14 protein-coding genes are annotated in these 19,321 nt (G+C 52.4%); 3 read left to right on the forward strand and 11 right to left on the reverse strand.

From position 1 onward, the window contains the following. Nucleotides 1–14 precede the first annotated feature (14 nt). The 6 genes from nrdG to OGV71_RS19130 all read right to left on the reverse strand — a co-directional run bounded on the left by nrdG (nt 15) and on the right by OGV71_RS19130 (nt 9,494). The gene (nrdG, locus tag OGV71_RS19105; protein ID WP_003839580.1) at nt 15–479 is read right to left on the reverse strand and encodes an anaerobic ribonucleoside-triphosphate reductase-activating protein; all 465 of its coding nucleotides are present in this window, start codon (nt 477–479) and stop codon (nt 15–17) included. A 184-nt stretch (nt 480–663) separates the two neighbouring features. After that, complete coding sequence (gene nrdD / locus OGV71_RS19110) at nt 664–2,802, reverse strand: anaerobic ribonucleoside-triphosphate reductase (RefSeq protein WP_048234081.1); 2,139 nt, start codon at nt 2,800–2,802, stop codon at nt 664–666. A 377-nt stretch (nt 2,803–3,179) separates the two neighbouring features. Further along, nucleotides 3,180–3,764, reverse strand: a complete 585-nt coding sequence (locus OGV71_RS19115; RefSeq protein ID WP_071696505.1) for a fructose PTS transporter subunit IIA — start codon at nt 3,762–3,764, stop codon at nt 3,180–3,182. Nucleotides 3,765–3,767: 3 nt separating this feature from the next. Continuing rightward, nucleotides 3,768–5,477: a sugar phosphorylase gene (locus tag OGV71_RS19120; protein ID WP_199400142.1), complete on the reverse strand. Its 1,710-nt coding sequence runs from the start codon at nt 5,475–5,477 to the stop codon at nt 3,768–3,770. Continuing rightward, nucleotides 5,474–8,083, reverse strand: a complete 2,610-nt coding sequence (locus OGV71_RS19125; protein ID WP_204584194.1) for a glycoside hydrolase family 38 N-terminal domain-containing protein — start codon at nt 8,081–8,083, stop codon at nt 5,474–5,476. Before OGV71_RS19125 ends, OGV71_RS19120 begins: the two co-directional genes overlap by 4 nt. A 1-nt stretch (nt 8,084) precedes the next feature. After that, entirely contained in the window at nt 8,085–9,494 is a 1,410-nt protein-coding gene (locus OGV71_RS19130) for a PTS fructose transporter subunit IIC (protein ID WP_204584192.1), read from the reverse strand. A 180-nt stretch (nt 9,495–9,674) separates the two neighbouring features. Between OGV71_RS19130 and OGV71_RS19135 the strand changes: the two genes are divergently transcribed. Next, nucleotides 9,675–10,334, forward strand: a complete 660-nt coding sequence (locus OGV71_RS19135; RefSeq protein ID WP_003844915.1) for a MurR/RpiR family transcriptional regulator — start codon at nt 9,675–9,677, stop codon at nt 10,332–10,334. A 4-nt stretch (nt 10,335–10,338) separates the two neighbouring features. Here OGV71_RS19135 and OGV71_RS19140 read toward each other — a convergent pair whose 3' ends face one another. From OGV71_RS19140 to treR, 5 genes are all read right to left on the reverse strand, one after another. After that, a complete protein-coding gene (locus tag OGV71_RS19140; RefSeq protein ID WP_071696509.1) occupies nt 10,339–11,082 on the reverse strand; it encodes an oligogalacturonate-specific porin KdgM family protein in 744 nt (247 codons plus the stop codon). A 193-nt stretch (nt 11,083–11,275) separates the two neighbouring features. Then, nucleotides 11,276–11,710, reverse strand: a complete 435-nt coding sequence (gene tnpA, locus OGV71_RS19145) for an IS200/IS605 family transposase (RefSeq protein ID WP_041162689.1) — start codon at nt 11,708–11,710, stop codon at nt 11,276–11,278. 163 nt (nt 11,711–11,873) lie between these two features. After that, nucleotides 11,874–13,526 carry an alpha,alpha-phosphotrehalase gene (treC, locus tag OGV71_RS19150; protein WP_204584190.1) on the reverse strand — a complete coding sequence of 551 codons (1,653 nt, stop codon included), beginning with the start codon at nt 13,524–13,526 and terminating at the stop codon, nt 11,874–11,876. A 49-nt stretch (nt 13,527–13,575) separates the two neighbouring features. Continuing rightward, complete coding sequence (treB, locus tag OGV71_RS19155) at nt 13,576–14,994, reverse strand: PTS trehalose transporter subunit IIBC (RefSeq protein ID WP_003025786.1); 1,419 nt, start codon at nt 14,992–14,994, stop codon at nt 13,576–13,578. Nucleotides 14,995–15,150: 156 nt separating this feature from the next. Further along, nucleotides 15,151–16,098, reverse strand: coding sequence for a trehalose operon repressor TreR (treR, locus tag OGV71_RS19160; RefSeq protein WP_003025788.1), 948 nt, complete (start codon nt 16,096–16,098; stop codon nt 15,151–15,153). A 191-nt stretch (nt 16,099–16,289) separates the two neighbouring features. Between treR and mgtL the strand changes: the two genes are divergently transcribed. Both mgtL and mgtA read left to right on the forward strand, forming a co-directional pair. Continuing rightward, entirely contained in the window at nt 16,290–16,343 is a 54-nt protein-coding gene (gene mgtL, locus OGV71_RS25520; RefSeq protein ID WP_191229402.1) for a mgtA regulatory leader peptide MgtL, read from the forward strand. Nucleotides 16,344–16,487: 144 nt separating this feature from the next. Continuing rightward, on the forward strand, nt 16,488–19,196 hold the full coding sequence (gene mgtA, locus OGV71_RS19165) for a magnesium-translocating P-type ATPase (RefSeq protein WP_048216915.1): 2,709 nt from the start codon (nt 16,488–16,490) through the stop codon (nt 19,194–19,196). Nucleotides 19,197–19,321: the final 125 nt, after the last annotated feature.

Raw genomic sequence — 19,321 nt, forward strand, 5'->3', positions numbered from 1 at the left:
TTACCGCCTGAAAATTAACGCAAATGATGCACAACCTGGTTGCTGCTACCTCGCCAGATCAGCGCCGGGTCTTTAAGATCCTGCACGTATTTGCCATCGACCAGTACGTTGATGAGATCGACCACCTGCATTTGCGCGGCGTTGAGTTCATCGAGCTTGTAGCCGGTCCACACCCAGATATCTTTGCCGGGGCACTCAGCGCGAACGCGCTGCACTAGTTGCAGGATTTCCGGCACGTTTTGCGGATGTAGCGGATCGCCACCGGAGAGCGAGATCCCCTGACGCTTGATTCGCGTATCGTTCAGATCGGCAATGATCTTGTCTTCCATCTCTTTGGTAAATGGCTCGCCGGAATTGAGCCGCCAGGTGCTTTTGTTATAGCAACCGGGACATTCATGCACGCACCCGGACACAAACAGCGTGCAGCGGGTACCGGGGCCGTTAACGATGTCGACGGGATAGTATTGGTGAAAGTTCATTTTCGCTTCTCATCCGCTTATCAATTCGCGCCATAGCTGCGTTAGCTGCATTCGTGCGCCCGAGTCACTTACTTATGTAAGCTCCCCGGGACCCACTCATTTGCTGCCTTGCTATGACGTGAATTGCGTTGCGGAAAAAATGGCCCGAAAAGCATCGCATTGCCGGGCAATAATACTGTCGAAATTAACCTATCTGCCCATTACCCAAATGCTTAACGCGGCGCTTCACTTCTTCCTGCTTACCGGCGTTAAACGGACGGGCGTCCGGGCTGCCTAAATATCCGCAGACGCGGCGGGTGACCGACACGCGCGCGGCGTCGTGGTTACCACATTTCGGGCAGGTAAAGCCTTTGCTGGTGCACTCGAACTCACCGGTAAAGCCGCACTCGTAGCATTCATCAATTGGCGTGTTGGTCCCGTAATACGGCACGTGCTGATAGCTGTAATCCCAGACGTCTTCCAGTGCTTTCAGGTTGTGCTGAATATTCGGGTATTCGCCGTAGCAAATGAAGCCTCCATTCGCCAGCGGCGGGTATGGCGCTTCGAAATCGATCTTGTCGTACGGGTTAACCTTTTTCTCCACGTCGAGGTGGAAGCTGTTGGTGTAGTAACCTTTGTCGGTGACGCCTGGCACCACACCAAACTCGGCGGTATCCAGACGACAGAAACGATCGCACAGGTTTTCGCTCGGCGTGCTGTACAGGCTGAAGCCGTAGCCGGTCTCGTCTTTCCACTGATCGACTGCCTGACGCAGGCGTTCGACAATGGCGATAGCTTTGGCGCGAAGCTGCTCGCTGTCGTACAGATGTTTGTCACCAAACAGTGCGTTAATGGTTTCGTGAATGCCGATGTAACCCAGCGAGATAGACGCGCGACCGTTTTTAAAGATTTCTGACACGTCATCGTCCGCTTTCAGACGCACGCCGCAGGCACCTTCCATATACAGGATTGGCGCCACGCGGGCTTTCACGCCTTCCAGACGCGCAATGCGGGTCATCAGCGCTTTACGTGCCAGCACCAGTCGATCGTCGAGCAGTTTCCAGAAGGTGGCTTCATCGCCGTGGGCTTCCAGCGCGATACGCGGCAGGTTGAGGCTGATAACGCCGAGGTTGTTACGCCCGTCGTGAACCTGTTCGCCGTTCTCGTTTTCCCACACGCCGAGGAAGCTGCGACAGCCCATCGGCGTTTTGAACGAACCGGTCACTTTCACTACCTGATCGTAGTTCAGGATGTCCGGATACATACGCTTGCTTGCGCACTCCAGCGCCAGCTGTTTGATGTCGTAGTTCGGATCGCCAAACTTGTGGTTCAGGCCGTCGCGAATGGCGAACACCAGTTTCGGGAACACGGCGGTTTTACGATTTTTACCGAGGCCCGCAATGCGATTACGCAGAATGGACTGCTGGATCAAACGTGATTCCCAACTGGTTCCCAGGCCAAAACCGAAGGTGACGAACGGCGTCTGACCGTTAGCGGTATGCAGGGTATTCACTTCATACTCGAGGGACTGGAATGCGTCGTAGCACTCTTTCTCGGTACGGGAATGCGCATAACCGTCGGCATCCGGGATCTGCCACTCTTCAGCGGTTTTGCGATGCTTGTTAAAGCTCTCGGTCACGAATGGTGCGAGAACTTCGTCAATACGGTTAATGGTGGTACCGCCATAAATATGGCTGGCAACCTGCGCGATAATTTGCGCGGTGACGGCCGTCGCGGTGGAGATGGATTTTGGCGGCTCAATCTCCGCGTTACCCATCTTAAAGCCCTGCGTCAGCATGCCTTTCAGGTCGATCAGCATGCAGTTAAACATTGGGAAGAACGGAGAGTAGTCGAGATCGTGATAGTGAATATCACCACGCTCGTGCGCCTGGACGACATCACGCGGCAGCAGGTGCTGACGCGCATAGTGTTTGGCGACGATACCGGCCAGCAGGTCACGCTGGGTCGGGATCACTTTGCTGTCTTTGTTGGCGTTTTCGTTCAGCAGAGCAGAGTTGGTTTGCTCAACCAGACCACGAATTTCCTGGTTCAGACGGCCACGCTTTTCACGCTGTATATCACGGTCGTGGCGATATTCGATGTACGCACGGGCGAGTTGTTTGTACGGACCAGACATCAGCTGGTTTTCTACCGCTGTCTGGATCTCGTTGATATCGACCTGGCTGCGCTCATTCATCTGGCTACTAACGACTTCTGCGACGGTGGCACAGTAATCTGCGTCATCGACTCCCGCTGCTTTAGCTGCACGCAGAATGGCTTCTTTGATGCGCTCTGATTTAAACGGCACTTTACAGCCATCTCGTTTCATCACATGCGGTGTCATGATCACTCCATATTTATAAGAACAGGTTATCCACAGAGGTTGGGGAAGCGGCCATGGCTTTATTCATCTCTATTGCCAATGACTTCCCGCAATCCTGACCCACTTTATCCACAATTTCACCGTAAAGCGGTGCACTGTAGTTGTAGCAATTGTAGTCGATTAATACAACATATTGGGTCGGCGTGCATTTTAAGTTCTATATGTAGTGATTTGCATCAAGGATGTTTACGGTTTATTTGATGTAGCGCAAAGTAAAAATCGGAGCGTACAGATGACGGGCAGTACAGCGATTGTAAATTATGGGCAGAAAATTCTGATTAATTATTCAACAAAAACAGTAGGGTAAAGCCGGGCAGGCATCTGCTGCCCGGAACACACTATGACGGCAGCGACTGCATCCAGTGGATACCTGCATTAATGAAGGCTGCCGAGGCGACGAGACCCAGAATGAGTGGTACAAGGTAACTGCTCTTCACGCGGTTTTCTGGCACTTCCTGAGCTGGTGTCGTTCCAGTCGAGAGCAGCGCCAGTACTTCTTCGGCAGACGTAGCGTTAAGCATGGCGTTTCGCATCTCATCCTCAACCAGCGACGAGGTGAGCTGGGTGAGCAGTTGCATATGCGTTGTACCCGCTTCATTTGGCGGGATCGCCAGCAGGAACACTAACCGTACTGGTTCAGGTCCTTCAAGACCCGGCCACAGTATTGGCTCGGGAAAAAGGGCGACGCAGAACGACGCCTGCACGACGGAATCACATTTTCCGTGAGGGACGGCCAGCTCTTCTCCCAGCGCGGTCGGTCCTTCATTTTCACGGCGCAGAACGCTGTCAATAAAAGCGTCTTTATTGGTAATGAGTCCGCATTCAGACAATGCTGAAGACATATACCGGATGATCGCATCGGGGGACGATTGCGGCGGATCGATAAAAATTAACGCCTGACGAGTCAGTGTGGACAATTCCATGTTTTATGCCTCCGGTTGTGCCTTGACGTGGATCCAGATCGTTTGCCAGCCCGCCAGTTCGCAAACGCCATTAAAGGGGGTTCCTGTCAGGAGATCTGTCCCCGTCACGGGTAAGAGAAGTGTTTGTGATGCGCCAGTGACATTCACAATACCGTAGACAGTTTCTTCCTCTGTCTGGTGGTGGCGTTTGACGCCAAATAGCGCATCCGGCAGTGTAAGGACTTGTTGAGCGGCTGCCGGTGAGAACGCGGGATGTTGTTGGCGAATGCGCAGTAATGTCGTTAGTGCGGCATAGATCTTCGCTTGTCGGGATTCTGGCGTGACTAATGCCTGATGCGTGGCGGCGAAATCTAGTTTTTCACGGTTAATACGGCGATTGATCCCTGACGCGTTCAACCCTGCGATATCATTTTCGCTACCGAGAAGGCTGTGGTAGTAAATTGCAGGAACGCCCTGCAACATAAAGAGGATGGCGTGAGCGGCGGCAAATCTGGCAACCTGCGTGTCGGGAGCTTCTCCCGGTTCGCTTAACGCGCTCAGAAAGTTAATGTTCATCTCGTACGGCGACTGGCTGCCGTCTGGATTGGTGCGCCAGGAAATTCGTCCTTGCTTACGTTCTACTTCACTGACCAGGAACGCTTTTTCTTCCGTCGAGAGGATGTTTTCGACAGGTCGCAGGCCAATGCCGTCATGGCTAGCGAGGAAATTGAAAAATGTGGTGTTGGCAGGAAAGGTTTCTTGCTCCAGGCTTTGCGCCCACTGGCGTAGCCAGCGTGCGTTGCCGCGCAGGCAGGCATGCAGTGTCAGCGGTGGTAGCGGGAATTGATACACCATATGAGCCTCATCCCCGGCACCCAGATAGCTGATGTTCTCCTGATGTGGCACATTGGTTTCGGTAATCAGCAGGCAGTCAGGCCAGATCTCTTCCAGGATCGCCCGCCAGAGTTTGATTACCTGATGGGTTTGCGGCAGATGAATGCAGCGGCTGTTTTTCTCTTTCCACAAGAAACCGACGGCATCGAGTCGAATTGCCTGGGCACCGCGTGAAGCATATTCCAAAAGAATATCAATACTTTCCAGTAAAACCTCGGGTTCACGGAAGTTAAGATCAATTTGATCGGCGCTGAATGTGGTCCATATATGCGCCGTTTCCCCTGTTTTAAGCGTGAATGGCGTTAATAAAGGAGATGTACGCGGACGTGTGATCCGGCTGTAATTTTCATCCGGATCGGCGTTGATAAAGTAGTTCTGGTAGCGAGGCTCACCATGCAAATAGCCCTGGAACCAACGGCTTTGCTGTGAAATATGGTTAATCACAAAATCGAACATTAAATTGAAATCGCCCGCCAGCGCGGCAATATCTGACCACTGCCCAAGATGGGGATCAACCTGTCGGTAATCCACCACGCTAAAACCGTCATCGGAGGTCCACGGGAACATCGGCAGCAGGTGAATGTCACTGATCGTCCCCTTCAACCACAGTTTTGCAAACTGGTGGAGAATCGATAGGGGATTTTCCCCTTGCGCGCAGATGCTATCGCCATAGGCGATCATCCAGATACGGCTTTGATCTAACGGAATCGTCGTTTGCGTTTTGGGTTTCCAGCGTTGGATAAGCTGTTCAATCTTCGCTGCGATTGCCTGATGATCCGCTTGCGGATAGAGCTGTGCCAGCGTGTCGCGGATAAATGCTTTATGTGGGGAGATATTCATACTTTTGCATCACGCTCCGGCAGTGAGAAAAGGAAATCGCATGTGGCGAAAGGCGCAATTTCGCGGCAGTGCTTAACGGGTTCTTCCAGATAGTTAATCTGCGGCATTTCTTGCAGCAATGGTGGTAGTTCAACAGGATGCTCACCGGCATTGAAAATACGTAATATTGTTCCATTTATCGTCTGGGCGTGTGGCAGCGCCGAGAGCATAAGCGGCTCAGGCAACGTCAGCAGACTGAAAGTTTCTGGCAGTGAACGCGGTGTGAAATTGAGCGTGAAGCGCTCCAGACGGTTGTCCAGCGTATTCAATTTCTGGTTCTGCCAGCTGAAAGGCTGACGTAAAGCTCTGGCCTCAAGGCGGCGTAATGTCAGATGGTCGGCTCGCTCGCTAAGTGTCAGGGTCAGGCTAAAGATCAGGGGCTTGTGGAGCTGGGCCTCGGGCGTGTAAACGACGGTATTATTGATGCCGGAAGCGCGTCCGGGGCGCCAGGCCAGATCGTCGCGTCCCAGAACGCCTGTCGATTTGAAGAGCGTCAGCGCCACCTGTGATGTTGCGTTTTGCAGGATCTGATACTCTTTCATGCCCAGGCTGTTTATGACCAGCGCGTTGTCGTTTTCCGCAATGGCGATAATTCCCTCGCTGGTTTCAATATCGACGGGCTTCTCGCGATAGTGTTGCTGCCAGTTCGCAGGGGCGTCGGCAATGGGGCGGTGAATAATGCCGAAAGGCTGCGAGGCTATCGATTCCTGGGTATGAATATCGCTGTTGATCAGCAGGCGCAGGCGGTGGTCACAAACGTTGTTTTCCAGACTGACATCAATAAAAAGATGGGTTTCGCCCTGGCGGAGTTCGCAAACAACCTGTATCGGACACGCTTGTGTCGCGCGTTGGCTTAATGAATAAGGCAGGCTGAGCGTGATGCCCAACGTTAAGCGCTCGACGTGCTGGCTCTTTTCGCAGGCGAGAAGCGTGAAGTCATTGAAATTTTTGGGGATATCACCTTGCAGCGGTGAAAAATCATAACTGTCACCTGCATCCGCACAATCTTCGAAGGTCAGCAGGTCGGAGAGCGTTCTGCCGGTACGTTTATCCCGTAGCGTCAGTGTTCCGTCATCAAGGCTGAGTCGATAATGGTCATTTTCAATATGGTTTTCGGCATAAGGGCGCAGCGTAGAAACCGTGTGCGTGCCCTCGCGAACGGCAATATTGATATAACCCAGTGCGGGCAGTTCCTGCGTGTCGATAGCGACCTGCGAGCGATAATAAGGCGGAAGCTCAACCTCTTTTTCTCCCTGCGGCGTAACCTGAATCACGCGTCCACCGGAAAGCTCTGTTTGTTCAATAATGCTAAATGAGAGAGTCTGCTCGCCAGCGCAGAGTTCAAGGGATGGTGTGCTGGTATATAGCGTGGCGTTAACAACCCCGGACCAGGGCGTCGCGCCAGGGTTCACCACAAAGAGGTCGTTCTCCTGGCTGCTGGCAATGGCCAGCTCTTTAATCACCAGATTCCACAGGCTATGGCTGAGCTGCTCCGTCTGTTCCAGGCGATGCAGGATATCCCGGTTGGTGGCATCACTGTTACACCCGCCTATGGAGTCATGGGCATGGTTGCGTAACAGGTTTTTCCAGATTTGATCAACCCACTGGAGGTTGACATCAATATCATGATGGCGGGCCAGCGCAATAGTCGGTTCCAGCTTGCCCAACAAAAATTGTTCGATATCGTAATTTTTCTTTTTAATGTCGTAACGAACGGAGCCGATGGTTTTGTGGATCCGGGTATAGCGCGGGGATTTCAGTTCGCCTTGCCAGCAGGTAAATCCATCTGCTTGCTGACGAAGCGTATCAACAAACGCTTCCAGCGATGATATCTGGAACCGATCGCCTGTAGGGGAGCGTTCGCTGACCGTCTGCAGAATCTCGGGTAACAGAGGATCAATATTGACCTGATCGCCGCCGCAGGGCAGGAGTAAGTCATGCAGACCGGCGCGTTGGCGGATGAGATTCACCATTGGAAAGATTTTTTCCTGCAGGTGGGCATCGTCCGGTTGAATATTTTTGGCTGCCCCGTAGCCAAACAGCATTGCGCAGGCAATGACTTGCGAACCTGACGGAGCACGCCAGATAAACTGGCTCTGTGCAACCTGCGTGTCATGATCAATGCCGCGCCAGAACACGATGTTGTCCAGGTTGCATCCGCGAAGCAGCGTCGGGAGCTGGCTGTTATGACCAAAGGTATCGGGCAGATATCCCACCATCATGGCGTGGCCCAGTTTACGCGCGGAAAGTATGCCGTACTTCAGGTTGCGGATAATCGATTCGCCGTGAACGTTGAACGTATCCGTCTGGGTGTACCACGGGCCGATGTAAAGCCGCTTGTTTTTGACTAGCAGCTTCAGGCGGTCAACGTATTGCGGATTGACGGCCAGAAAATCCTCAACCACGGCGGTTTGTCCGTCGAAATGGTAACAGGTGTAATCGGCGTAACGTTCTAATGTATCAATAACATCAGCAAAGTTTCGCGATGCCAGGATATTGCTGTCCTGCAAGGTGAAATACCACTCTTGATCCCAGTGCGTGTGGGCGATGACATGGATATGACTCATTTTACTTTCCTGAATTTGTTGCCAGTTTCGGGCTGAAGAAAAGTACGCCCAACGCGCACACCAGAGAGCCTGCGAAAACGCTTACCAGATAGCCGGTGACGTTGGTGGCGAGCGGCCATCCCCAAACGGCAGGTAGCGGTAAGGATTGTTTGACACCTAACGTTGTGGCGATGAATGCGCCAGACATTGCGCCGACCATAAAGACGGGGATCAGACGCGGGTTTTTCAGAATAAAGGGGATCGCGCCTTCGGAAATGCCAATGAATCCCAGCAGTAGTGAGGTACTACCGATAGTTTTTTCTTCATTATTGAACACATCAGGAAGACCGAAGCGGTTATTGAGCAATGCGGCAATGCCGACGCCGATTGAAGGGATGACGATAGCCAGTTCTCTGGCTGTTAAATCGAAGGTATCGCTCACGCCGTTAAGTCCCAGCGCCACCGACCCCGCAGCTTTGTTAATTGGCCCGCCGAGGTCGAAAGCGGTACCTGCTGCGATCATCAGCGAGTAAAAGCTGCGCCCGGAGTCTCCGGCGGAAGTAAAAAAGGCCACCATCGCCTGATTCAGCGCGCCAAAAATGGGGTTAATCAGATACTGCATCACAATAACCAGTGTAATACCGGTACACAGTGGCACGATCAGCATGGTTTTTATGGTGGTGATTTGCTGACGTACTTTTATTGTATCGTTGAGCCATTGCACCAGATGACCGACAAAAAAACCGATGGCGATTGCGCCAAAGAATCCCGAGGGCATAAAACCTTCGAGATTAAAAAAGCGCTTGTAGACTTCGTCAGACATAATTCCGCCGATAAGACCAGGTATCAGAGCGGGTTTCCCGGCAATTGAAAAGGCGAGGTACATGGCAAATACCGGGTACATAAACTTGATGACCATAAAGCCCAGTTTATCCAGCACCTCGAACGGCGTTCCGGCGATGGGAATAAATTGCCCGGTTATTTTCGCCACCGCCATAAGTAGTCCACCGAGAACGACAACAGGCAGCATATAGCTGATTGCTGCCATAATATGGCCAATAAATATTTGCCATGTGGAATGATGCTCTTCGGGTTCGTCAGTTATTTGGGTGGAGCCTTTGCTCAAGGCTAGCGCCTGGCGAATATAGCGCTCGGTATTCTTAATCAGTTCCTGGGTACGAATTTTAAGATGTAGCGTGTTTGCGAATCGTTCAGCATCCTGGATAGGAACGTCCGTTGCCAGTATGACAGCGTCAGCGCTGGCGATATCTTGCCGGGAAAGCTTATTTTTGACCCCATCGCTTCCTTGTGTTTCTACCTTAACATCAAAGCCATTTTCTTTCGCCCAGGTGACAATTTTGTTGGCCGCCATAAATGTATGGGCGATACCTGTAGGGCACGCCGTTACTGCAACAATTTTTAGTTTTGTCATTGTAAAATCTCTAAAAATAGGACTGCGGAAATTATAAAGAGAAATAAAAGAACCATTAAACGTTTGGTGATACTAATTGCGTATGGGCATACCTGTATCCTGATAGTGTGATTCGCATTGCAGTGTCAGGTATAAGATACGAGTATGATTATTCTATCTTTAGTTAAAGAGTGCTGTTTTATGAATTCTTTTCAAGGTAGTGAAAGATTAATATTCGAATATATACAGTGCCATGCGCATGAAATTTCTGATATTTCCGCTAAAGTGATTGCGACCGAGACCTTCACGACGACGACGTCGGTGAATCGGGTGTGTAAGAAAATGGGGTATCAGAGTTATACCGAACTGCGTTATAAATTTTCACGAGACAGACGTGTTGCCGAACCGGTAAAATATAGTGTTGGCAACGAAAAAACAGAAGTAATTATACAATTATGTAACCTGCTGAGTAATTCAAGTCATATATTTTTATATTCACGTGGTGCATCGCTGACCAGTTTGAATTACCTTTCTCGCTTTCTTTCACTGGCGAGTTTACCCCATTTGATTCTCAATGATATTCATCAGCTTACCCGGGTCTCGCGAGGAACGCTGGTGCTGATCAGTAAATCGGGAGAAACCGCTTCTTTAGTTGAGATGGCAAGAAATGCTTTGCGAAAAGGGCTAAAAATAATTGCGATTACCAGGAGAGAATCGTCGTTAGCGGCGCTGGCTACGCTGTGTTGGCCCCTGGACATTGATATAGATGCGATTTCCTTATACCAACGGGAAGGCCAACTGGAGTTGTTGACCGTTGTTGACCGCATCGGTTGCTATTTGTTGCAACACGATGCGGCGTAAAACATCAGAGTTGCTTAACGATACCCAGACGCACGGCGTAATCATTTTCATGATTTCCGTTGTCATTGATGTAGGTTTTATCAAGAGACACTAGCTCAACATACGGGGTCCAGCCATCGTCCAGTTTATAATTGAACGCCACGGTATGTTCCCAATACGTATCATCACCCGTTCCCTGGTCGACACCATCCTGCCAGCGGAAGCGGGGATTATAAGACATGCCAAACTTGCCGATATTATAGGCAAACCAGATATCGAACTGGTGAGATTGACGGCGAGTGTAACCGCTGCCGTCTAATTCTCTGTCACTGTGTGAGTCATTTACGGTGTTATAGCGATAACGCGCGGAGAGATTAAGTCCATTATCAAAAGACTTCCATCCTTGAATAAAGGGACGGTAATGCGTGTTGCTGGTGGTAAATACAGTAACCATCCCCGGCGCAATTGCATAACCATCGCCTAAATCAAAACGCCAGCGTGTTTCTATTTCTTGAGCGGCTTCAGTGACACCTTTATCATCGGGGTCGTTACGATCGGTATCGCCAAAAAATGTGTCATTGTGATTTTGTGCAGCCTCAACGGAAAAATAAAATCCATTATCGGCCTGGTGCATGACTTTAATACGTGAGTCATTAACGTCAGAGTTGGTGTTATGACCAAAGCGTAAATCAACTGCAGTATTTCCACACCATCCCTGGCTGCTAATCATTAATGCTGAAAGAGAACATGTTCTAATAAGGTTTTTCATAATATCCTGCCGGGTTATATAATAAGAGGCAGGGGTATTTTTGTTTTATTCTCCAGCGCTTGTAAATTTTATCATGGTACATTTCAGGTATCGCTATACGTCACTCCTGAATTGAATAGTAAAAGACCACCTTCTTAGAAGGTGGCTTTTGAAAATGCCCCCTGTAAGGGGGGCTACTTTCACCTTCCGCTTACTACTCTAGCAATTCCATCTGTTGTTCATGTGTTTGTTCCGTTTTCTCCTGATGCCGCACATATCTTCTGATAATTTCCTCGTTCACTCCTACCGTATCTACAAAGTAACCACGCGACCAAAAATGGTTTCCCCAGAGCTTCTTCCTGATGTGTGGAAAACGATTGTAGAGCCTGATGGCACTGCGACCTTTCAAATGGCCCATTAGCGTTGATATTGAGATTTTAGGTGGGACGATGACGACTAGATGTACATGATCTGGCTGGACATTTAACTCCAGAACTTCACAATCCTTGATTCCGCAGAGAATGTAGATTGTCCTGTAAAGCTCCTTGCCCAGCTTGTCTTTGAGGATCCTGAATCGATATTTTGGTGTCCAGACTATGTGGTATTTGCAACGCCAATATACATGTGATGAACTCCTGTAAAGCCCCATGTTGGTTTGTCTCCTTTTACTTGTGGTGAGTAAGCAGAGATATTCCGGCATGGGCATTCTTCAGGCTATAGCCTTACAGGATCAATCACCACCTCCCTAGGAGGTGGTTTAGGGGTGACAATAAAAGATACGGATAAAGATGCTTATCCGTATCTTTGCGGCGTTACTTCTGCAACCACCAGACGGCCTCAAAAGGACGCAGTGTCATGTCCCCAGGTTGGCTGGCGACCTCGGCATAGTTGTGCATCAGCACCTGCCAGTTTCCATCGGCTTGGGCTGGTTGCCAGTTCTGGAAGGCATCGCTCAGATTAGCAATGACCAGCAGCCGCTGCCCTTGCCACTCGCGTTGGTAACACCACAGATGTGGGCTGTCCGGTAACAGATCCTGATAGTCGCCCCAGGTTATAACTGGCTCCGCTTTGCGCAATGCGATAAGCCGCTGATAGGTGTAGAACACCGAGTCGACATCACTCAGCGCAGCCGCCACGTTGATCTCCGCCGCGTTGTCACACAGATTGATCCATGGCTCGCCCTCGGTAAAGCCCGCGTGTTGGCTGGCATCCCACTGCATCGGCGTGCGGCTGTTATCGCGGGATTTACTGGCGAGGATCGCCAGCAGTTCGTCGGCATCCCGCCCCTGACCGTTCAGTTCGGCAAACATGTTATGGCTTTCCACATCGCGATAATCGGTAATCTGGCTGAAGTGCGGGTTGGTCATGCCGATCTCTTCACCCTGGTAGATATAGGGCGTGCCCTGCATGCCATGCAGCACCATCGCCAGCATTTTGGCCGACGGAATGCGGTATTTACCTTCATCGCCAAAACGCGACACGATGCGCGGCTGATCGTGGTTACACCAGAACAGCGCGTTCCAGGCCTGATTGTGCATGCCTTGCTGCCAGTGACGGAACAGGGTTTTCAGCGCGACATAATCGGGTTTGGCTAACGTCCACTTCTCACCGTTGGGGTAATCCACTTTCAGGTGGTGAAAGTTAAAGGTCATCGACAGTTCGCTGCCATCGAGTGCGGCGTACTGCTGGCAGTTTTCCAGTGTGGTGGAAGACATCTCGCCCACCGTCATCAGGCCGCGTGGCGTGAAGACGTCACGGTTCATCTCGCGTAAAAACGCATGCGCGCGCGGGCCATCTGTATAAAAACGCCGCCCATCGCCGTCGGGATCGTTCGGGTAGTCCTGATCTTTAGAGATAAGATTCACCACGTCGAGGCGCAATCCGTCCACGCCGCGATCGGCCCAGAACTCACAGACTTTTTTTAGCTCGGCGCGTACCGCCGGATTTTCCCAGTTCAGATCGGCCTGCTCCGGAGCAAAGAGGTGCAGATAGTACTGCTCGCTTTCGGCGTGCCAGCCCCAGGCGTTACCGCCAAATTTGGAACGCCAGTTATTCGGCGGGCTGTCTGGCGTGCCGTCGCGCCAGAGATAAAACTGACGATACGGGCTGTCTTTATCCAGCGCTTCACGAAACCAGGCGTGCTGGGTTGAGGTGTGGTTAAACACCATATCGAGAATAATACGGATGCCGCGCGCTTTCGCCTGCGTCACCAGTTCGTCAAAATCTTCCAGCGTACCGTAGGCCGGATCGACAGACAGGTAATCTGCGACGTCGTAACCGTTATCAACCTGCGGCGAAATATAGAATGGCGTCAGCCAGATGGCATCGACTCCCAGTTTTTGCAGATAGTCGAGGCGCTGCGTCACGCCGCGTAAATCGCCGGTGCCGCTGCCGGTAGTGTCCTGAAAACTCTTGGGGTAAACCTGATAGATAACGCCGTTTTGCCACCAGTGGGGAATATTCATGGTTGTTTCCTGGAAATACGCTGGGGCGCAACTGCGCCCCGAAGAAAAGTTAGATAATTTGTAATGTGCCCAGACGGTATTTACGCTGGTAAACAAATGAGGTCAGTATCATTGGGATAACAATCGCAATGACCATCGCCATGCCAAATACCTGCCAATAAGTCGGCTGGATGGAGAGGATGCCCGGCAAACCGCCGACGCCAATCCCGTTTGCCAGCACACCGTTCAGGCCGCACAGCAGTCCGGCGAGACCGGAGCCGATCATCGCGCACAGCATCGGGAAGCGGTATTTCAGGTTGATCCCGTACATTGCTGGTTCAGTTACTCCAAGATAAGCAGAGATCGCGGCAGGAACGGAGATTTCACGTTCGTTGTGCTTGCGACTGGAGATAATGATCCCGACCACCGCAGAAGCCTGAGCGATATTCGACAGTGCGATCAGTGGCCATACCGGCGTGCCGCCCATGCTCTGAATCATCTGCATGTCGATAGCCAGTGTGGTCTGATGCACACCGGTGATCACCAGCGGGGCGTACAGGAAGCCGAACAGGGCCGCGCCAATCGGAGCAAAACTGCCGGTCAGCAGATGGCGGACCGCAAACGCGACACCGTCGCCGATCATGCGACCAAACGGACCGATGAAGGCGTGCGCGAGGAACACCGCAATGATCAGCGAGCACACCGGGACGATCACCAGATACAGGTAATCCGGCACGATGCGCTTCATGCGTGTTTCAATAAACCCGAGCGCCAGACCAGCCAGCAATGCCGGAATGACCTGCGCCTGGTAGCCCACTTTCTCAATGCTGAACAGGCCGAAGTTCCACACTTCCGGTACCTGCTGACCGAGCAAATAAGCGTTCATTAACTGCGGTGAAACCAGGGTTACGCCCAGCACAATACCGAGGATCGGCGTACCGCCCATTTTCTTCACCGCCGACCAGCAGATCCCGACCGGCAAATAGAAGAAGATCGCCTCGCCAATCAGCCACAGGAAGTCGTAAAGGGTTTTCAGCGAAGGATGCATCTGCGCCAGCGTCTGGCCATTGCTCATCGGCAGATCGCCGATCACGTTACGGAAACCTAAGATCAAGCCGCCGCTAATCAGCGCGGGCAGCAGCGGGAAGAAGATCTCCGCAAAATGAGAAATCAGCTGTTCATGCCATTTCATATTCTGCCGTGCCGCTTTTTTCGCCTGCTCTTTGTCGGCGCTGGCTTGTCCGGTAGTCGCCAGCAGCGCTTTGTAGTAATCACCTACCTCGGTGCCAATCACCACCTGAAATTGCCCGGCGTTGGTGAAGCAGCCTTTGACCATCGGCAACTGTTCGATCTCTTTCGGCCTGGCGTTCGCAGGCTGATTCAGCACAAAACGCAGGCGAGTAATGCAGTGGCTTACCGTGGCGATATTGTCGCGCCCGCCTACCAGCTCAATCAGCCGGTCGATGTCTGCTTGTTTTATTTTGCTCATGATGACGTGTGTTCCCCGTAGGCCGGATAAGACGCGTTAGGTCGCCATCCGGCAACTCTCGCGTTGTTGGCGCCAGAGTATATCGTCGATGAATATTTAAAAATGGGAACGTTCCCGAAACGCAGCGAAGATCACAAATTAACGCTCAGAAAGCGCTCAGGAGAGGGTGGAAGGAATAACGATTTGTCGTGGTTCGCTGCGGCCGTTGATCTGCTCGATCAGCTGCGAGGCCGCTTGTCGCCCGGCTTCGGCGTATCCTGGGTCGACGGTGATAATTTCCGGATGGAGGAATTTCATCAGCGGCGTGCTGCCCACGCTCGCCAACTGCAGGTTCTCAATTCGCTGCTCCTGCAGGTATTTGCTGACCCCAAGGGCGAGGGTGTCCGTCGCGCAGACTAGTGCGGTGGTTTCCGGGGTGATGACGCTGGCGGCCTGCTCATAGCCCTGCTTCATGGCCAGACCCGGCAGCGCGGCAACCGGATGCAGTTTGTGTTTCTTACAGAATGCCAGATAAGCTTCATGGCGGCGCTTACCGGTGGTCACGTCGCTATGAGGAACGCCAAGAAAGCTAATATGGCGATGCTCGCGTTCATATAAACGCTGCATCAGGGTGCGAATGGCACCCTCATCGTCATAGCAGACCGAGGCAAAGCCTTTGGCATCTCTTGCCAGCAGCACCAGCGAATCCTGCCAGGTGGTGAGCATGGATTCAGTAATGCCGGTAAAACCGAACAGCACCACACCGTCAATGTTGCGGCGTCGGAGCATGCCGAGATGTTCTTCAACCAGTTCGGGTGAGAACTGGCTTTCCATCATGATCGGATCGTAACCCTGTTCATAAAAGGCGGGCAGCATGGTCTGCACGGCGAGATTTTCCGAAAGCGAGTCCAGACGCGTGACGATAATCGCCACTACCTTGTCGCTTTGCCCACGCATGGCGCGTGCGGAGCGGGAAGGGGAAAAACCGTGCTGATTCATCACCGCTTCAACGCGCTCGCGGGTGCGTTCACTCACGCCGCTTTCATTGTTGAGCACACGGGAAACGGTTGATTTTCCCACACCGCTTAAGCGGGCGATGTCTTTAATGGTCAGCCGATTTTGCATCCTGTTTTCCCATGTTGCGTGTGAAGTTATGCCAAATAGAGAATAACTTTACTCAAGCGCAGTGCAATGGGCAAAGTCTGGTATACATTTGGTTTAGTTTCCGTGCTGTATCATACCGCCATAATTGCCACAAACCTTATGGTTTTCTGCGTATAATCCGCAGCGCAAATCTTTCACTTACCGGAGGCTATATGGATCCCGATCCCACCCCTCTCCCGAGACGGAGAAACAACCCTTTCCGGTAAGCCTGTCTTTCACTGTCTTACCGGATGCGTAAGACAGTGACGTTCTGACGTCCCTGTTACGATTTTGAGATTGCCATCAGGCAAGGCTTTGCCACGCCTGAAGGATTTACTGCGCCTGTTTATACTGGTGCAGGGGGACTGCCTATGTTCAAAAATATTACTCGCCAGCTATTTGCCCGGCTAAACCGCCATCTACCGCATCGTCTGGTGCATCGCGATCCGCTACCCAATGCGCAAACCGTTGCCAGCACGCCGATCCCACCCTCGCTGAGCGAACATTGCCTGAAAATGGCGCTGATGGACGAAGCCGCGCTGTGGAAAACGTTCGGCGCGCACCCAGAAGGGTTGAACGCCGCAGAAGTCGAGAACGCTCGCGAAATCCATGGCGAAAACCAGTTGCCGGCGCAGAAGCCGTCGCCCTGGTGGGTGCATCTGTGGGTCTGCTACCGCAACCCGTTTAATATTCTGCTGACTATCCTTGGTGCGATTTCCTATGCCACCGAGGATCTGTTCGCTGCTGGCGTCATCGCTCTGATGGTCGCCATCTCGACGCTGCTGAATTTTGTGCAGGAGGCGCGTTCCACCAAAGCGGCGGATGCGTTGAAAGCGATGGTCAGCAACACCGCCACGGTGCTGCGCGTTATCAACGAGAAAGGGGAGAACGGTTGGGTTGAACTGCCGATCGATCAGTTGGTTCCTGGCGATATTATCAAACTGGCGGCAGGGGATATGATCCCGGCCGATCTGCGCGTGGTACAGGCTCGTGACCTGTTTGTGGCTCAGGCTTCGCTGACCGGTGAATCGCTGCCGGTAGAGAAAGTTGCAACCAGCCGCGACCCGCAGCAAAGCAACCCGCTGGAATGCGATACCCTGTGCTTTATGGGCACCAATGTGGTGAGCGGCACGGCGCAGGCCATCGTGATTGCGACCGGGGCCAATACCTGGTTCGGGCAACTGGCGGGCCGCGTCAGCGAGCAGGAAAGCGAGCAGAATGCCTTCCAGAAAGGGATCAGCCGCGTCAGCATGCTGCTGATCCGCTTTATGCTGGTGATGGCGCCGATTGTGCTGATCATCAACGGTTATACCAAAGGTGACTGGTGGGAAGCGGCGCTGTTTGCGCTGTCTGTGGCGGTGGGACTGACTCCAGAAATGCTGCCGATGATCGTCACCTCGACGCTGGCGCGTGGGGCGGTGAAGCTGTCAAAACAAAAGGTTATCGTTAAACACCTCGACGCTATCCAGAACTTTGGCGCGATGGATATTCTGTGCACCGATAAAACCGGCACTCTGACACAAGATAAAATAGTGCTGGAGAATCATACTGATATATCTGGAAAGCCCAGCGAACACGTCCTGCATTCTGCGTGGCTGAACAGCCACTACCAGACCGGGCTGAAGAATCTGCTGGATACGGCAGTGCTGGAAGGCGTGGACGAAGAATCCGCCCGTCGGCTCTCTACCCGCTGGCAAAAAATCGATGAGATCCCGTTTGATTTCGAACGTCGCCGCATGTCGGTGGTGGTGGCAGAAGAAACCGATGTGCACCAGTTGGTCTGTAAAGGCGCGCTGCAGGAGATCCTCAGCGTGTGTACCCAGGTGCGTCACAACGGCGAGATAGTCCCGTTAGATGACAACATGCTGCGTCGGGTGAAACGCGTCACGGACACGCTGAACCGCCAGGGGCTGCGCGTGGTGGCGGTGGCGACGAAATACCTGCCAGCGCGTGAAGGTGATTACCAGCGTATTGACGAATCCGATCTGATCCTCGAAGGCTATATCGCGTTCCTCGATCCGCCGAAAGAGACCACCGCACCGGCGCTTAAGGCGCTGAAAGCCAGCGGTATTACGGTGAAAATTCTGACGGGCGATAGCGAGCTGGTGGCGGCGAAAGTGTGTCATGAAGTGGGGCTGGATGCGGGCGATGTGGTTATCGGTAGTAGCATTGAGGGGTTAAGTGACGACGAGCTGGCAACGCTTGCCCAGCGCACCACGCTGTTTGCTCGCCTGACGCCAATGCACAAGGAGCGTATTGTCACACTGCTCAAGCGCGAAGGTCATGTGGTCGGCTTTATGGGGGATGGCATTAACGACGCTCCGGCGCTGCGCGCGGCGGACATTGGTATCTCCGTTGACGGCGCGGTTGATATTGCCCGTGAAGCGGCTGATATCATCCTGCTGGAAAAGAGCCTGATGGTGCTGGAAGAAGGGGTAATCGAAGGACGCCGCACCTTCTCTAACATGCTGAAGTACATCAAAATGACGGCCAGTTCTAACTTCGGTAATGTGTTTAGCGTGCTGGTGGCGAGCGCCTTCTTACCGTTCCTGCCGATGTTGCCGTTGCACTTACTGATTCAGAACCTGCTGTACGATGTATCCCAGGTGGCGATTCCGTTTGATAACGTTGATGAAGAGCAGATCAAAAAGCCGCAGCGCTGGAATCCCGCCGAGTTGGGCCGCTTTATGATCTTCTTTGGACCGATCAGCTCGATCTTTGACATTCTGACTTTCTGCCTGATGTGGTTCGTCTTCCATGCCAATACGCCTGAACATCAGACATTGTTCCAGTCTGGCTGGTTCGTGGTGGGCCTGCTGTCGCAAACGCTGATTGTGCATATGATCCGTACCCGTCGCGTGCCGTTCATCCAAAGCCGCGCCGCATGGCCGCTGATGCTGATGACGCTGGTGGTAATGGTGGTGGGCATTGCATTACCGTTCTCGCCGTTGGCCAGCTATCTGCAATTGCAGGCGCTGCCGCTGAGCTACTTCCCGTGGCTGATTGCGATTCTGGCGGGTTACATGACATTAACCCAGCTTGTGAAAGGTTTTTATAGCCGCCGCTACGGCTGGCAGTAATCTTTTTATTTCTCTGCCGGATGGCGTTCACGAAGCCATTCGGCATTTCTGGATCTGCATAAAAACCATCTCCTATGGAGGTGGTCAGCAACAGGTTTTGGTTTTGCCTGTTCAATTCTTCTAAA

Source organism: Citrobacter sp. Cf088 (assembly GCF_030334295.1).
Classification (GTDB): domain Bacteria; phylum Pseudomonadota; class Gammaproteobacteria; order Enterobacterales; family Enterobacteriaceae; genus Citrobacter; species Citrobacter freundii.

Bases quoted from the DNA above. Each gene is read 5' to 3' on its own strand.
- nrdG (WP_003839580.1), bottom strand. From the start codon at position 479: ATGAACTTTCACCAATACTATCCCGTCGACATCGTTAACGGCCCCGGT.
- nrdD (WP_048234081.1), bottom strand. From the start codon at position 2,802: ATGACACCGCATGTGATGAAACGAGATGGCTGTAAAGTGCCGTTTAAA.
- OGV71_RS19115 (WP_071696505.1), bottom strand. From the start codon at position 3,764: ATGGAATTGTCCACACTGACTCGTCAGGCGTTAATTTTTATCGATCCG.
- OGV71_RS19120 (WP_199400142.1), bottom strand. From the start codon at position 5,477: ATGAATATCTCCCCACATAAAGCATTTATCCGCGACACGCTGGCACAG.
- OGV71_RS19125 (WP_204584194.1), bottom strand. From the start codon at position 8,083: ATGAGTCATATCCATGTCATCGCCCACACGCACTGGGATCAAGAGTGG.
- OGV71_RS19130 (WP_204584192.1), bottom strand. From the start codon at position 9,494: ATGACAAAACTAAAAATTGTTGCAGTAACGGCGTGCCCTACAGGTATC.
- OGV71_RS19135 (WP_003844915.1), top strand. From the start codon at position 9,675: ATGAATTCTTTTCAAGGTAGTGAAAGATTAATATTCGAATATATACAG.
- OGV71_RS19140 (WP_071696509.1), bottom strand. From the start codon at position 11,082: ATGAAAAACCTTATTAGAACATGTTCTCTTTCAGCATTAATGATTAGC.
- tnpA (WP_041162689.1), bottom strand. From the start codon at position 11,710: ATGGGGCTTTACAGGAGTTCATCACATGTATATTGGCGTTGCAAATAC.
- treC (WP_204584190.1), bottom strand. From the start codon at position 13,526: ATGAATATTCCCCACTGGTGGCAAAACGGCGTTATCTATCAGGTTTAC.
- treB (WP_003025786.1), bottom strand. From the start codon at position 14,994: ATGAGCAAAATAAAACAAGCAGACATCGACCGGCTGATTGAGCTGGTA.
- treR (WP_003025788.1), bottom strand. From the start codon at position 16,098: ATGCAAAATCGGCTGACCATTAAAGACATCGCCCGCTTAAGCGGTGTG.
- mgtA (WP_048216915.1), top strand. From the start codon at position 16,488: ATGTTCAAAAATATTACTCGCCAGCTATTTGCCCGGCTAAACCGCCAT.